Annotated in this window: 6 protein-coding genes; all 6 read left to right on the top strand. The window is 44.9% G+C overall.

The features are described from left to right. Positions 1-167 precede the first annotated feature (167 nt). The 6 genes from A3712_RS09765 to A3712_RS09740 all read left to right on the top strand — a co-directional run bounded on the left by A3712_RS09765 (position 168) and on the right by A3712_RS09740 (position 17069). Positions 168-947 (top strand): ABC transporter ATP-binding protein, encoded by a 780-nt coding sequence (locus A3712_RS09765; RefSeq protein ID WP_063523303.1) that lies wholly within the window; start codon positions 168-170, stop codon positions 945-947. Beyond that, a complete protein-coding gene (locus A3712_RS09760) occupies positions 944-1882 on the top strand; it encodes an ABC transporter substrate-binding protein (protein WP_063523281.1) in 939 nt (312 codons plus the stop codon). The genes A3712_RS09765 and A3712_RS09760 overlap by 4 nt, the downstream gene beginning before the upstream one ends. Beyond that, on the top strand, positions 1879-3855 hold the full coding sequence (gene fhuB / locus A3712_RS09755; RefSeq protein WP_063523280.1) for a Fe(3+)-hydroxamate ABC transporter permease FhuB: 1977 nt from the start codon (positions 1879-1881) through the stop codon (positions 3853-3855). The genes A3712_RS09760 and fhuB overlap by 4 nt, the downstream gene beginning before the upstream one ends. 178 nt (positions 3856-4033) lie before the next feature. Continuing rightward, positions 4034-5689: a multidrug ABC transporter permease/ATP-binding protein gene (locus A3712_RS09750; protein WP_063523279.1), complete on the top strand. Its 1656-nt coding sequence runs from the start codon at positions 4034-4036 to the stop codon at positions 5687-5689. A 59-nt stretch (positions 5690-5748) separates the two neighbouring features. Continuing rightward, the gene (locus A3712_RS09745; RefSeq protein WP_063523278.1) at positions 5749-5961 is read left to right on the top strand and encodes an MbtH family protein; all 213 of its coding nucleotides are present in this window, start codon (positions 5749-5751) and stop codon (positions 5959-5961) included. Positions 5962-6053: 92 nt separating this feature from the next. Then, positions 6054-17069, top strand: a complete 11016-nt coding sequence (locus A3712_RS09740) for a non-ribosomal peptide synthetase (RefSeq protein WP_063523277.1) — start codon at positions 6054-6056, stop codon at positions 17067-17069. Positions 17070-17102: the final 33 nt, after the last annotated feature.

Here is a 17102-nt window from a genome sequence, read left to right as displayed (position 1 = left end):
CCCTTATAATATAGAGAAAAAGCTCGTATGGCATACACTTTAATCTAAATGAAAATTGTTTGCATTCGTTTTTTTGCAAGTGTATAAAAGCGTGTCTGTTAATGATTTTATGAATATGTGCGTATTGCACTAATTTTTAGTGAATGATGTGTTTAAAGGTTGAAGGTATGCTCGAAGCAAAGGGACTCGGTTTTAGCGTAGGGGATAAGCAGTTGCTTAAGAGACTCAATGTGTCGTTTGAGCAAGGAAAAATCTACGCTTTGGTTGGGCATAATGGTTCGGGAAAATCGACTTTATTAAAATTGTTAGCGAAGCAACAGCGCGCTACTTCTGGTGATATTTACCTGAAAGATAAAGCAATCACTAAATGGCCAGATAAGGGCTTCGCACAGCAAATTGCTTACTTGCCTCAACATTTACCTGCAACTGACAGTTTATCCGGAAAAGATCTCGTGAACTTTGGTCGCTACCCATGGCATGGCTTATTGGGTCGACTTTCAAGGAGAGATAAGCAGTATGTTGAAGATGCGATGCAACTCACCGACACTGCGCAATTCGCTGATCGTTTGGTTGATACATTATCGGGTGGCGAACGACAACGTGTTTGGCTTGCGATGCTGTTGGCTCAACGTACGAAATACCTCTTGCTGGATGAGCCTTTAGCCGCGCTCGATATCGGCCATCAGATTGAAATGCTGACATTGATTAAGCGATTGAGTGAAACATTGGGAATTGGGGTGATCATTGTCATTCACGACATCAACATGGCTGCTCGTTTTTGCGACCACATTATAGCCCTTCATAGCGGTAAGCTATTAGTCGAAGGTGAGGTTGACGAGGTATTTAAAGAGTCGATATTGAAAGATATCTATGGTGTACCTATGCACATTACTCAACACTCTGCAGGTTACCCAGTCGCGATGCCTGGTGATTTGGAGTCAGCATGATGTTCAAGCAGCCTTTTCAATCAAGATTACAACGCTCGTACGTTACTCGTACGCTTATCTCAAGTGTTGTCATCTCTAGTTTGCTGGTATTTTCTCCACTTTTGTTAGCCAAGCAAGATATGCCTGAGATGAATGATGACGATCAACCTCGATTGGTTTCAATTGATTGGACTCACACTGAAACGCTTTTAGCGTTGGGCGTTACCCCTGTCGCAGTCGCGCAAATACCTGATTACAACTCGTGGGTGAAATCACCTGAAATTCCTCAAGCAGTTGCTGATGTTGGCTTGCGAACGCAGCCAAACCTTGAACGTATCCATGAGCTTAAACCAGACAAGATTTTACTATCTCCAATGTTTTCAACGTTAGAGGCTCAACTCAGCAAGATTGCGCCAGTTACGACTATTGGCTTATACCGAAGTGGTGACGTTGACTGGTTCGCGTTAGAGGTTGCCACTCGGAAGTTAGCTGAAGTATCTGAAAAAGAATCCCAGGCAGAAGATCTGATTCGCGAAGCTAACGACGAAATGGAGCTTCTAGGTTCACAATTACCAGACAATGCCCCTGCGATGTTAATGGTGCAATTCATGGATACAAACCACGTTCGTGTATTTGGAGATAACAGCCTCTATAAAGCCTCGATCAACAAGATTGGCCTTGAATCAGCGTGGAAAGGGCAAACCAATGCCTGGGGATACAGCTTGGTGGGCATTGATCAATTGATCGGTGTCGATGGGCAAATCGTGATTATTTCTCCGATGCCTGCGGGCACCGAAGAGCGCCTTAAAACAAATCAGTTTTGGCAATATATAGTGAAAGAGTCTGGTTATTCCGAATTACAAGTTCCAGCGGTGTGGAGCTTCGGCGCTATACCTTCTGCAACACGCTTTGCAAGGTTCATTGTTTCTGAGTTGAACCAAGGAGACGTGTTATGAGAGTTCTCTCGTTTGGTGTTTTAACACTGTTGATGCTTTCTACATTAGCGTTAATTGGCCAACATTTATCTGTATCTCAGTTCGGACTGAGCCGACTTTCTAGTTTGTGGAGCACTGATTTTACTTCTCCAGATTCAGTGAAACTGCATTTGGCTTGGTGGCCAAGGTTATTCACTACACTGTTATGTGGCGCAGCGTTGGCAGTCGCGGGTGTTTTGATGCAACAAGTGCTCAGAAATCCGCTTGCCTCGCCGTCTACATTGGGTGTTGCCAGCGGTTCAAGCTTTGCACTCATGTTGGCGACGCTTTATGCCCCTTGGCTTTTGGAGTGGTCTTATTCGTTAGTGGCTCTCATTGGTGGCGTTAGCACTGTTGGTTTAGTGTTTGCACTGTCGTGGCGACGTGCTTTGTCTCCAACCGTAGTGATCGTTTCAGGTTTGGTCGTGAACCTTTATTTTGGTGCTGTAAGCACAGTGTTGCTGATGATGAATCAAGACAAGCTTAATGGCTTGATGATTTGGGGCGCAGGGTCATTAGTCCAGAGTGGATGGGAAGATGTTCAGTATCTAGCCCCACGTTTAGTTGTTGCAACTCTTATGGCATTTCTATTTATAAAACCACTTAGCTTGCTTCAGTTATCAGAAGAGGGCGCTAAGAGCTTAGGTGTTTCGTTAGCTAAATTAAGAATTGCTTGTCTCGGGCTAGCAGTATTGCTGACGGCTTGGGTCGTGAGTGCTGTGGGTGTCATCGGCTTCGTTGGCTTAGCTGCCCCTGCGTTAGCGCGCTTGATGGGAGTACATCGTCTAGTTTCTAAACTATTGGTATCAATGATGTTGGGTGGCTTGTTGTTGAGCCTTACTGACTTACTTATCCAACAGCTACCGGGCATCATGTCGATGTTTGTTCCGACAGGTGCAGCAACGGCAGCGTTGGGGGCTCCTCTGTTGTTGTGGTTGCTGCCTAAGCTATCAATGAAAAGCCAATCTCAAACACAAACCGTGCTCACGCGTCATAAGGAAGTGGCTTCACGATTAAACAAACATTCAGTTGTTCTGGCTAGCTTGTTTATTGTTCTGTCACTCGTTGTATTCAGCTTATTCTCGGTACAAACAGAAGGTTGGCGTTGGTTATTTCAAACTCAAGATTGGGCAATGCTCGAATGGCGCTTACCTAGGTTAGCCGCTGCAGCATTGGCGGGTGGAATGTTGGCGGTAGCGGGCACGATCGTACAGCGTTTGAGTGGTAACCCAATGGCTAGCCCGGAAGTGATTGGTATCAGCTCTGGTACCGCATTAGGTTTGATCATCGCGATTTTTACGGGGCTTGGCAGCAATGTTGTTGGGCTCTATATCGGTGGTTTTATTGGTGCAGCATGTACTCTAGGCATCATTGTACTACTCAATCAAAAGTCAGGCTTCCAACCAGAAAGGGTGTTACTGACTGGCGTTGCGATTACGGCCTTGATGAATGCGGTCCAGAGTTTTGTATTGGCGGGAGGAGACCCAAGAAGTTACCAAGTTTTGGCTTGGTTGGCAGGTTCAACTTACTACGTCACAGAGTCAACACTCGTTCCGTTACTGATATCTTCGATTGTATTTATCTCGCTAGGTTTTCTCTGTGCACGGTGGTTGGATGTGTTGCCTTTAGGACAGGCGAGTGCGCAATCTCTAGGCATTAATGTACCAAGATCTCGAATACTATTGCTGCTCTTAGTGGCATGTTTAACCGTGAGCGCGACTCTGGTGGTTGGGCCATTAAGCTTTATCGGTTTGATGGCTCCTCACATGGCGAGACTTTTCGGCTACAGTCGTGCGAAAGAACATCTGATCTGTTCGTCGTTAATTGGTATGGCGTTAATGTTGTTCTCGGATTGGCTCGGTAGACAGTGGCTTTACCCACAAGAGATTCCTGCAGGCTTGGTGGCTTCGATTATCGGTGGTATGTACCTGATGTGGGGGTTGAGAAGGTTATAGCTCAGTCACTTGTCGTTACTTAAAGTGACTACTGAACGCTTGTTAGCAGGTGTCTGTTAGAAACAGGTTGAGCTTTTAGAGCCATTACTAAACAACAAGAATTTCGAGTTCGGATTATGGGATTATCTTTCTCTTAAATGATAACAACAATAACAATTAATTAAATGGTGTGTATGAAATGGGTTTGATCCTATTGTTGGCTGAAAAACAGAAAAAATCACTTTCCTTCGTGATCTTGTTGAGTATTGCGAGTGCTTTCTTGAGCGTAGGCGTGATTGCGTTTATTCAGCATAAATTACTTGAAAGCAATGGGCCACTTTCTAATACCTTGATTCAGTTTGCGTCACTGTTGATTGGTTTGTTGGTGACAGCAACTGTTGCTCAGGTAGCACTTCATAAACTGGGCCACAAGTTCGTTTACTACAAACGCTGTGAACTGGTCTCTCAACTATTAAATACCGATATTGAACAGGTCGAAAAAGTGGGAAGTGCAGGTGTACTCGCGTCACTGAACACCGACATTCGCAACATTACCATTGCATTCGTACATTTACCTGAGTTGATCTACGGCTTGGTACTAACGGTTGTGGCATTAGTCTACTTGGCCTTTCTATCTATGCCACTGTTTGGGGTTAGCGTTTTAATGCTCTCTTTAACCGGTGTCATTGGCTATCTGCTTGTTACGCGCATCACTAAACACGTTAAACAGGTTCGTGAGTACGACGACAAGTTGTATCACGATTACCAATCCCTAATCGATGGCCGTAAGGAACTGTCTTTAAACCCATTCAGAGCTAAGCGTTACTTTGATGAGACGTTTTCAGTCAATGCTGAAGGTTACAGAAATGAAGTGACACAGGCCGATATCCTAAATGGTTTTGCTGCCAACATGGCGAACACAGTTGTATTGGCACTGATTGGCCTGAACTTTTACCTCGCGACTGGCTTGGGTTGGGCGACGTTAGAGGTGGCGTCTACATTTGCATTGGTCGTGTTGTTTATGAGAACCCCGCTAATGTCTGCAGTCGGTTCAATTCCAACCTTGATTACTGCGAATATTTCAATGAAGAAGTTGTCGTCGTTAGAGTTAAGTACCGATCGAAGCCTAAATCCGAAGTCGGCAAAAACCAAAGTATTCAATTCACTAGAACTCGTGGGGGCTACCTATCGCTACCGCTCAGATTCTGATGGTGACTCGTTTGGCGTAGGCCCAATTGATTTCAAGATCGAACGTGGCGAACACATCTTCATTATTGGCGGTAATGGCAGTGGTAAATCGACTTTTGCGCGTTTGCTTACTGGACTCTACCGACCGCATTCTGGCCAAGTTTATGTCGATGGCGATGAGGTGACTCAAGCGAATTGGCAAGATTATCGCCATCAGTTTTCGGCAGTGTTCAGTGATTTCCATCTATTCCATCAAATTGTTGATGGCGAAGGTCAAGACATCGATAGCAAAGATGTTGACGAATGGATGGTTCGTCTTGAAATGGCACATAAGGTTGACCACCAGCAAGGTAAGTTGAGTGACGTTCGCTACTCACAAGGTCAACGAAAACGACTGGCGCTGATGATGTCGGTACTCGAAAAGCGCGGTAGTATTCTGCTTGATGAGTGGGCCGCTGATCAGGACCCACGTTTCAGAAAACTGTTTTACCGTCAGTTATTGCCACTGCTTAAACAACGGGGTGTGACTGTAATCGCGATTACTCATGATGACGCTTATTTCGATGCCGCTGACCGCATTTTTAAAATGGATACCGGCAATCTTATTGAGTTGAGTAAAGGGAATTTAGCACAAGCACACCAAGCACTAGAGAGTGTTGTGGCTTGAGTTTTTAAGAGCCAAGTTAGGCTCAAAAACACAATAAAACAAAGTTAGTTGAGGAAAGAATGAGTATTGATAGCCCAAATACAGAATTTACCGTTGTGATAAACGCACAAGAACAATACAGCATATGGCCAACGTATCACTCAGTGCCAAATGGTTGGACTGAGGTCGGTGTAAAAGGCAACAAAGAGCATTGCCTTGAGCATATCCGTGAAGTTTGGACAGATATGCGTCCGAAAAGTTTACGCGACGCGATAGCTGCCCTAGAAAATTAAACCTATTTAACTTTTAGCCAATACCTGTACTTTTCGCCTGTCATGGGCGAAGAGCGGGTCTGTACAACCAAATTTCATGTTTAGGTAATAAAATGTCAGTTGATGATGAACAAATTTTGGATTCCGTAACCCTTTGGAATCCTCTCACATACTCTCAACAGCGCTTGTGGTTATTTCAGCAATTACAACCGATGAGCCTGGCGTATAACCTAGGTGGTTTACTTTGGTTTGAAGGCGAAGATGTTACGGTTGAAAAACTTCAACACTCACTAAATGAAATGGTGTCGGCATTTCCTTCGTTTCGCAGTCAGTTTTCTGAAGTTGAGGGAAAAGCGGCTCAACGAGTGATGCCTTTTAAGCCTGTTGAATATGATTATATCGACATGCAAGGTGACTCAAATACGGTTGAGTTTATCAATAATGAAGCTCGCCAACGTTGGCAACAGCCATTCAATCTAGTGGAAGGTAACCTCGTACGATGCTGCATTTATAAAGTCACTGAACATCGCTTTGCGGTGTTGCTTGCTACTCATCACATTGTGACTGACGCCTGGTCGTTTCAGATCACAATTAAGATGCTAGTGAACACTGTAGCGGGTAAAACCTACCAGATGAAAGAGGTTCAAAGCTACCTCAATTACGCGGTAGAGCAGGCCAGTGCGGAAAAGTCAGAGTTTTATGAGCAGCAAAAATCTTCATGGATACAGAATCAGTTTATTGGTGAAGAACCGTTGTCGTTATCGAACCTCAATGACCAATCTCAAGATGCCTACGGTGCGAGACATGAGCTTGTTCACTTATCGAGTGATATCCATGATTCAATCAAGCAGTTAGGGAGTGAGTTAGGCGTGACCAAGTTTGAGGTGTTAGCGTCTGCCATGATGCTTACACTGCGCCAGTACTCTTCTAATGTTCATCCTTCGATTTGTGTTCCTGCGTTAAACCGAAATTCTAAGAACCGTAGAACGGTCGGTTTTTATGTTAACAGTGCCGTGATGGGCTATCGCATTGATGCAGAGATGACTCTGTCTCAGCTAGTTGACAAGACCCATGCGTCGATGAAAGCGTCTTTGGCATTTGAAAGCACGCCATTAGAGACATTAGTGGGTGATTTACCGATACCTACAACCGCTTTAAACTTCAGAAATCACGGTGATAAATTATCGATTAGTACAAACGGAGTATCTGCGGAATTTGAAGAATTTCCAGTATTAGAGACACCGTTTGAGTTAGTGTTGGATGTCATCAATAAAGGCAACGCACCGCTGCGCTTTGTCTACGCAAAGGAAAAGTTCACGCGTCCGTTTATAACTAAATTCATCGAAAGCTTTAAGGTTAATTTGGGAAGTATTATTCATTTGCCAAACGCTGAGGTGGCGTCCGTTAATGCAATTTCGAGCAAGGACATGAGGTTGATTGACCAACATGGTTCAGGTGACTATACATGGCAATATCGTCCATTCACTGACTTGGTGGCTGAGCAAGCAGTTAAGTGTCCGAACAGTATTGCGTTGAAACACCAAAACGAGTCGATGAGTTACCTAGAGTTGGAGACTCGTTCGAATCAATTGGCGAATTTGATTTTATCTCAAGGTGCAACATCAAAATCGCCAATCGGTGTAATGATGGAGCGTGGCGTCGATATGATCGTCTCTATGATCGCTGTTCTGAAGGCTGGAGCTCCATTCTTACCTTTAGACCCTGACTACCCAACAGAACGCTTGAGCTACATGTTGGAAGACAGTGGCACAGAGTTGCTCCTTACACATCCTAAATCTAATGATAGATGCAAAGATGTATTGGATGGTAGTGACGGTGTCACTCAATTCTGTATTGCAAATGCTGAGTTTGCAGGTTTATCGTCAGATAATTCTTTTAAGCGACCGTTGGCTGAGGAACTGGCCTATATCATCTATACCTCTGGTTCAACTGGAAAGCCAAAAGGTGTCACTATATCGCATGAAGGTTTAAGCATGCACGTTCAGACCATCGGTCAACGTTATGGCATGAGCGAAGAGGACGTAGAATTACATTTCGCTTCCATCAGCTTTGATGGTGCCGTTGAGCGTTGGACTGTGCCATTAGCGTTTGGCTCTCGACTTGTGATTCGAGACCAAGAACTATGGACTGCGGAACAAACCTGCGACGTATTGCAGCAAGAAAAAGTCACTATTGCGTGTTTCCCTCCTAGCTATGTTGGTCCGCTACTCGATTGGGTTGAAGCGACGAAACCAGAACTGGCATTACGTTCAATCACTTTAGGTGGCGAAGCTTTCACCCGCGAGACCTTTGAGCGTATTCAAGAGGTGTTAGCGCCACCACGGATTATTAATGGTTACGGCCCGACTGAAACGGTCATCACTCCAATGATTTGGGAAGCCTATGCCGACGATACGATGGATAGTTCGTATGCTCCGATCGGAACGCCAGTGGGTGATAGGAAGTTGTATGTACTCGATGCAGAGCTAAGCCAAGTACCGTTCGGTTGCTGTGGTGAGCTGTATATCGGCTCTGAGGTAGGCTTGGCTGAAGGTTACCTGAAACAACCCAACCTAACGGCTGAACGATTCCTGCCAGACCCGTACTCAAACAATGGCGAGAGAATGTATCGGACGGGCGATTTAGTTCAGTGGCGTGAAGATGGGATCATGGAGTATTTAGGCCGTGTTGACCAGCAGGTTAAAATTCGAGGATTCCGTGTTGAGCTAGGGGAAATTGAATCCCAACTTCAAGCGCTTTCCGGAGCTGAATTTTGTGCCGTTGTCGATCATGAATCGCCAACGGGTAAAAAGCTGGTCGGCTATGTTCAGTTAAGCAAAGTTGAGCAAAACAAGAACCAGTCAAACAATACGCTATCGCAAGACGCTGGTGGTAATGATGAAGCGCAATGGCTTGAGCAGTTAGGACGAACTTTACCTGACTACATGATACCTGCTTGTATTATCGTCCAAGACAAGTTACCGCTAACACCGGCAGGTAAGGTCGATCGAAAACAACTGCTTGCGCCTGATTGGATGGAGGTTGACAGCGATCAAGGTTCGCTTGTGAACAACCAACAAGTGATGCTTGCAGAGATATGGCGCGAATTACTAAAGGTTAAGAGTGTAGGGGCAAATAGCCAGTTTTTCGCGTTAGGTGGTGATTCGATTATGGCCCTTCAATTGGTCGGAAAGTTGCGCCAACAGGGATTCATGTTATCACCTAAACAAGTCTTCGATTTCCCAAAATTACAAGATATGGCGGAGAACTTAGAAGAAGCACAACTTGTCATAGCTGAGCAAGGCAAACTTCGAGGTGAAGTGGCACTGTTGCCGATGCAGCAAAGATACATCAAACACTTTGAGTTGAGCCGTTGTAATCAATATATCCAGTTTAAATGGGACTATCCGGTCGATGTTGAGCGATTGACTCATGCCTTCAATTGTCTGGTTGAACATCACGACGCGTTGAGATTGCAATTCAATCACTCATTACCTGCCGATCCTTCATTTGAAATGACTGCAAATTATCGAGACGATGCTGAGTTTGCGATTCACGTGTTTGATGAGGTTATAGATGTTGAACAAGTTCAAGCGAGTATCGACTTAATCAATGGTGTTAATGGCGCGGTTGGAATACGCAGCTTGAACAAACCAGATGCACGAGAAGAGTTTGATCAGCGTAGTGAAGTGCTCATTGCCGTTCACCATCTGGTCGTCGATGCACTGTCATGGCCATTGATTATTGAAGATCTCGCTAAACTTTACGGCACTGATCTGATGCCTAGCAGCAAGGTGGCTTCTAGCGCGCTCTCATTATCTCAACACTTACTTGGTCACAAAACGCATCATCAAGGAAACTGGGGCAACGTTTTAAATACATTGTCGATATCAGACGACCAGCAAGCGTATTGGGCCGAACAACAGAAAGATTTACTTTACCCGCAAAGTCGCGGCAAACCTATTTCTACGCACTGGCATACGCCGTTATCAAAAATTGAAGCTCTTACTAAAGCGGGTTTTGGCTTTGCTCGTCTCACACAAGAGCAAATAGTGTTCCTAGTGAGTGCTTTAACATTAAGTACGCTAAATCAAGGCAAAGCGTTAACCATTCACCGTGAGTCTCATGGACGTTTTACCGATGATACTGGGCTTGATCTGAGCCGAACCGTTGGTTGGTACACCTCGTTGTACCCACAAGCCATTCCTGCGCTTGACTCATTTGAAGAGTGGGTTAAATCCTTAAAAGACAGTTTTCATGCCGACCACCTTGGTGGTGTGACATACCACGCAGGCGTTATGCAAAACCTGTGGCCTCATGTCGGCGATATGGATGTGTTGTTCAACTATCTTGGCAACGCTGCTCAACAATTAAATGACGCTATAGAGGTGACAAATGTAGGTTTATGGAGAGATGACTCCAACTCAGCTGATGCTGCGATTGTGATTAACGCATCAGTGAACAATGAGCAACTATTGTGGGATGTTGAGTTAGATAGCTACTGTTTTACTGAATCCGAAGTTGAGGTGTTACACTCGGCATTTAACAGCAGTATTGCACGTTTACATGATCTGTTTATTGAAGTGGATTCGGTATTAACGAAAGCCGATGCACCCTTGGTTCATTTGTCTCAACGCCAGCTAAATCAGCTTTGCGATGGTGTGAGTTCTACCGATTCTTTACCTAACACTATTCTCCCGTTATCAACTTTACAACAAGGCTTGTACTTCCATGCGAAGTTATCTAATAGCCACAGCACTTACGTCAACCAAATCACTCTACCTTTCAACAATGTAGATCTGCCAAAGATGATAGAAGCTTGGCAAGGAGTTATGCAAAGGCACCAAATGCTTCGTTCTACGCTGTTCTCATTTGATGGTAATGCATATCTAGCTGAGTGGTCTGAACTTAGATTGGACTATCAGGTGTTGGATGTTCGTAAGCGCAGCCAATTTGAGCTTGGTGAATACAAGAAACAAACTGTCGAGCGTGGTTTTGAGTTAGAACAGGTTGTAGATCGTTCAAAAGTAAAACCTTTGTGGCGTGTGGATTTCATTCAAACAGCCGACCATCAAGTGCAGTGTATTTTTACTATTCATCATATTTTGATGGATGGTTGGAGTACGGGTGTTCTACTCAGCGATTTGTTCGCCTTGTACCAAGGTCGTTCTATTGCGCCAGTCAAAGGTGAGTTTTCTGATTATCTTGCTTGGGTACAAAATCAAGACAATCAGCAGTCTAATGACTATTGGCAGCGTTACCTTCAAGACATGGAGTCGCCAACGCGTTTGGCTGAATCCTTCGGGCAATCTAATTCTGAGATGACTGATTCCAAGGTGTCTAGTTTCCAAAGATACAATGATGATTATTCTCAAGAGATCATAAGTGAATGGCTGCCTAAACTGAACCAAGTAGGGGTTACGCTCAACACGTTAACCCAAGCCGCATGGCTACTTACTTTGCATCGCTTCACTGGGCTACAAACACCTGTATTTGGTAATACAGTGGCGGGTCGTCCGACAGAGCTTGCTCATTGCGATTCTATGGTTGGTTTGTTTATCAATACATTGCCGATTGCACATCGAGTCGATCTTTCTAAGCCTGTTTCTGAATGGCTGCTGGATATTCAAGCCTCATCAAGTGACCAACGTGAATTTAGCTACTCATCTTTGTCTGATATCCAAGCGCAGACGGGCTGGTCAGGAGAAAACCTATTTGACACCTTGGTCGTCTTTGAAAATTACCCGTTAGATGAATCGCTTTTGAATCCTAACGACAGTGATGAGTTCAGTATTGGCGAGCCTGACAGCTATGAATTTACCCACTACCCATTAACTTTGGCGGTTTTGCCGAGTGAATCGCTTCGTATTGTTTTTGCTTACGATCAAAGTAAGTTCACACCTCAAAAAATTGAAACACTACGCTCGACTAATCGACATTATTTGACTCAGCTAGTTGAACATCTAACCGAAGATTTAGGCCGATTACCTGACTTAGCCGAGAACCAGTTGAATGAACTTGGCTTATTTGAGCGTCAACCAGAAGCGTGGATGTTTGAACCGTTTACAGATTTAGTTGCAAAGCAGGCTTTTTTAAGCCCTAACAGTGAAGCATTAGTATCTAACGTTGCTGCTGAGAGTGGCCAACAGCGAAAAGCGTTAACGTACCAACAAGTGGTTGAGCAGAGCGATGCAGTCGCTTCAATGTTGATCGCTGAAGGTATTGAACGTGATGACATCGTTGGTGTGTTGTTTGAACGTGGCTGTAATATGTTGGTTGCAATGATGGGTGTGATGAAAGCTGGCGCCGCGTTCTTGCCGTTAGATCCGGCGTATCCCCAAGAACGCTTAAACTTCATGGTTCAAGACAGTGGGGCGTGTGCATTAGTTCATGATGATCTGAGTGAGCAATTAGCCTATGAGATCGCGAACCAAGCTAAAACCATTGGCTACGGCTCGCTTGATTTAACAACAAGACTTGTTGAAAAGCCTGCCATCTTTCCAGATCAACTGGCATATATGATTTATACCTCCGGTTCTACCGGTAAGCCGAAAGGGGTCTGTGTATCACAGCAAGGTTTGAGCATGCATGTTCAAACTATAGGTCAACGATATGGCATGATAACGAACGATGTTGAGCTGCACTTTGCGTCAATCAGTTTTGATGGAGCGATCGAACGTTGGACTGTGCCATTAGCGTTCGGCTCTCGTTTGATCATTCGAGACCAATCGTTATGGAGCGCTCAACAAACCTGTGATGTATTGGAGCGAGAGCAGGTAACCATTGCGTGTTTTCCTCCGAGTTATGTGCTGCCGTTATTAGAGTGGATAGAAGGCAGCAATCCAGCTCTCTCTGTGCGTTCATGGACGCTAGGTGGTGAAGCCTTCACTCGTGATACCTACTTCAAACTGCAGCAAGTCTTAAAGCCGAAACGAATCATCAATGGTTATGGTCCGACTGAAACGGTTGTGACTCCGATGATTTGGGAGGCGTATCCGGATACCGAACTAGAAAGTGCTTATGCGCCTATCGGAAAAGCGGTTGGAAACCGAACTTTATATGTGTTGGATACCGCGCTTAATCGTGTACCAGCAGGAGTAGCAGGAGAGCTTTATATTGGCGAAGAAGTCGGGCTCGCTAGGGGGTATTTTGAACGTCCTGATTTAACATCAGAGCGTTTTATTCCGGATCCATTTGCAAGCAATGGTGAGCGAATGTACCGAACCGGTGACGTAGTTAAATGGCGTTCAGACGGTGTGATGGAATACCTCGGGCGTAGCGATGAACAAGTTAAGATTCGTGGATTCAGGGTCGAACTTGGTGAAATCGAATCCCGACTACAAAAGATCACAGGCTCAGAGCAATGCGCGGTAATAGCTTGTGACAGCCCATCAGGTAAACAGCTGGTCGCCTATATTCAAAGCGATAACGCATTGTCCACTGAAGACGCTTTAAAAGACCTTAGTCAGGATCTTCCAGATTACATGGTGCCTAGCCAAGTCATCAAAATGGACAAGATTCCGTTAACCCCGGCAAGTAAAGTTGATAAAAAACGCTTACCGCTACCCAATTGGCAAGAGGTTTCAAGCTCAGAATATATAGCGCCGAATGGTGCGATGGAATTAGCTTTAGCGAATCAATGGCAAGCGCTGTTTGATAAAAAAGAGATAAGTCGTGAGGATGATTTCTTTGCCTTAGGTGGTCAGTCGTTACTGGCAACCCAACTTGTCGGAAGGTTGAATCAAAAAGACAACATTAGGCTGTCATTACAGGCAGTGTTCGATACGCCTGTGCTTAAAGAACTGGCTGCTCAATGTACGTTTACCGATGTTAAAAATGATACAGAAGTCGCCTTTTTGGAGCGGGTTTCAAGGTTACCGCACATGCCAGCATCCGCGGTACAGAAACGACTATGGTTCGTTCAACAGCTGTTGCCGACCAGTGCCGCTTATCACATGCCTTTAGGACTTAAATTTACGGGCGATGTGAATATTGCTGTGCTTGAGAGTGCCATTAATGTATTAGTTGCCCGTCATGAGATCTTGAGAACCAACTTTACTCAAGTTGAAGGTGAACTCATGCAGTCTATTCATGCTGAGCGTGAAATCTGCGTTGGTATTCACCAGAACTCGGAGTCCGATGAACAAAGGCTCTCTGTGTATAAAGAACTCATCGCTAAGCCGTTTGATTTCTCAGAAGGTCCATTGATTCGATTTGATTGGATTGCTGGGCTATCAGAGCAGTTAGTTACCGTTAACCATGAAGTTAGCACTGAGCATGTAGCCAAAAGAAGACAAGCAGAGCTTCTAATTGTCGTACATCATATTATCTCAGATGGTATCTCCATGCAGTCATTGCTGAAAGAGCTGGCTGTCTGTTACCAATCGATGATCTCTGGTTATACGGAAGAGGGCGTAGCATCAACTTTCGAGCCTGAAACTACGAATGACGTTCAATATGTAGACTATGCGAATTGGCAGAAGCAGTGGCTTGAATCTGAAGAAGCGAGTGACCAAAAAGCGTGGTGGTTGGATGCTTTGAAAATCGATATAGACCCTCTAGTACTGCACAGTGAAGTGCCAAGAGAGCAGACCGAAACTGAGGGAAATCGACTTCACTTCGAACTTAGTAGTGAGCAAGTTTCAAATATCACCCAATTGGCAGTGAAACATAACACCACCTCTTTCAATGTAATGCTGACGATGTGGCATCTATTGATGCACAAGTATTCAGGCCAAGAGCAAGTGCGTGTTGGTGTGCCGGTTGCTGGGCGAACACAACCTAAGACACAGGCGATGCAAGGGTGTTTCATTAATAGCTTGGTGATTCCGGCTCAATTTAATGGTGAGCAATCCTTTGCTGAGTTACTGCATCAGGTGAAATCTTTCACTGAGCAAGCTTTGGACAGGCAAGACTTCCCATTTGAAATGTTGGTCGAATCACTCGGTATTACTGGGAACTACCAATACCACCCTATATTCCAAACCAGTTTCAATTTCCAACGCTTTGATGAAGCAGAGCTCTTTGATTGGCTGGGCCTTGATGTTGAACCGTTTGATCCAGGTGTGGTCAATGCTCAACTTGAGATAGGCATGGACATTCAACAGATGTCCGAGAATAAGTGGCTTGGTTTTGTCAGTTATGTTTCTCCAGTATTCACAAAAGACTTTGCGCAGTCGTTGCTTAATCATTGGTTATTACTTCTAGATAAAGTTGCGTCCAATAACGATACGTTAATCAGCCAACTGCATTTGATAGACGAGACGGCTAGGCAACAAAACCAAGCATTTAATGACACGTCCCTTGATTGGGGTGGTTTCGTGACGCCGTCACAAGAAATGCAACTTCAAGTAAAGAAAACGCCTAATGCGATAGCGCTATCGATGCAAGGTCAAACTCTAACGTATAAAGAGTTTGATGTGCGTGTTAATCAACTAGCGAACTGGTTACGTGATAAAGGAGTGAACTCCGAAACCCGTGTTGGCTTGGGAATTGAGCGTTCGTTTGATTTAGTCATTGGTCTGCATGCTATCACGCGTGCGGGTGGTGCTTACGTGCCATTGGATCCGAGCTATCCCGCGGAACGCCTTCAATACATTCTACAGTCGGCTAACATTGATTTGCTGCTTACTGATTCTAACTCAGTACACTTATGGCCTGAGAGCGATGCTTGCGAGTACGTTGACTTAACTCAGCTAGATGTATCGAAACAATCTTCATTACCTCCACTGGTACATTGGCAACCTGAACAGGCTCTGTATGTGATCTTTACTTCTGGTTCTACTGGTTTACCGAAAGGTGTGGTGAATACTCAAGCTGCATTACAGAACAGATTGAATTGGATGCAGCAAGAATATGCACTGAATGAATCGGATTGTGTGTTACAGAAAACACCTTTCAGTTTTGATGTCTCTGTGTGGGAGTTCTTCTGGCCACTGATGACAGGAGCACGTCTTGCGATTGCCCCGCCTGAATCTCATCGTCAACCAAATGTGCTATCCGAAGTGATTCAAAAAGAGCAGGTGACGACACTTCACTTTGTGCCGTCGATGCTGAATGCATTCGCGGTGGAAACCAATATCTCAGATTGTATTTCCCTCAAACGCATCATCTGCAGTGGAGAAGCATTGCCTGCCGACCTTGTTGAACAAGTTCTCAGCCACGCACGTGTCGAGCTGCATAACCTTTATGGACCAACGGAAGCCGCCATCGATGTAACGTATTGGCCTTGTGAGCTGCCAGTAGCCAAACGTATCCCTATAGGTTATGCAATAAGCAATACTCAGCTTCATGTACTTGATAGCAACTGGAACCCAGTACCTATGGGCGTGCCAGGTGAACTGTATTTAGCAGGTATTGGACTCGCGCGTGAATATCTAGCTCGCCCCGATCTTACCGCAGACCGATTCGTACCGAATCCATTTGGAGAACCTGGCAGTCGAATGTATCGCACAGGTGATCAGGTGGTTCAACTTGCCGATGGTCGATTGGAATACTTGGGCCGCCTAGACAACCAAGTGAAAATCCGTGGTTTAAGAATTGAGCTAGAAGAAATTGAGAATGTAATCAATCAACTTGAATGGGTTGAAGAGTCTGCGGTTATTGCATTTAAACATCAGACTGGTGATCAATTGGTTGGTTACGCTGTTGATGCGAGTTGGAGTGAAGACAAACAAACGTTGGTGAAACAGCATTTATCGGAACATTTACCCGATTACATGGTTCCATCAATACTGATTGGTCTTAGTGAGATGCCACTTTCTCCGAATGGGAAACGAGATAGAAAGGCACTGCCTGCACCTGAGTGGCAGTCGATAGAGTACCGCGCGCCAGAAACGGAATTGGAATGTTGGTTCGCCATTAATTGGGAAGAGGTATTAGAGATCCCTCAAGTGGGCTTGGATGATAACTTCTTTGCGTTAGGTGGTCATTCTTTGTTGGCGACTCGCGTGGTCGCAAAGGCACATCAAGAACTTGGGTTGGAAGTCGCGCTTAAAGACTTTTTCGACGCCAATAGTTTGCAAGCACTAACGGACAGCTTGCAGGCGCAGTATCAAACACTAAATGAAAATGAACAAGACGAATTCGATGCAATGGCAGCATTGATGGACGAACTGGAGCTGCTATGAGCCACTTAAAAGATCAGAGTCATATACAAACAA

Origin of the sequence: Vibrio sp. HI00D65 (genome assembly GCF_001635455.1) — a bacterium.
In the GTDB taxonomy this organism is placed as follows: domain Bacteria; phylum Pseudomonadota; class Gammaproteobacteria; order Enterobacterales; family Vibrionaceae; genus Vibrio.
This window is presented reverse-complemented; position numbering and strand designations above follow the sequence as displayed.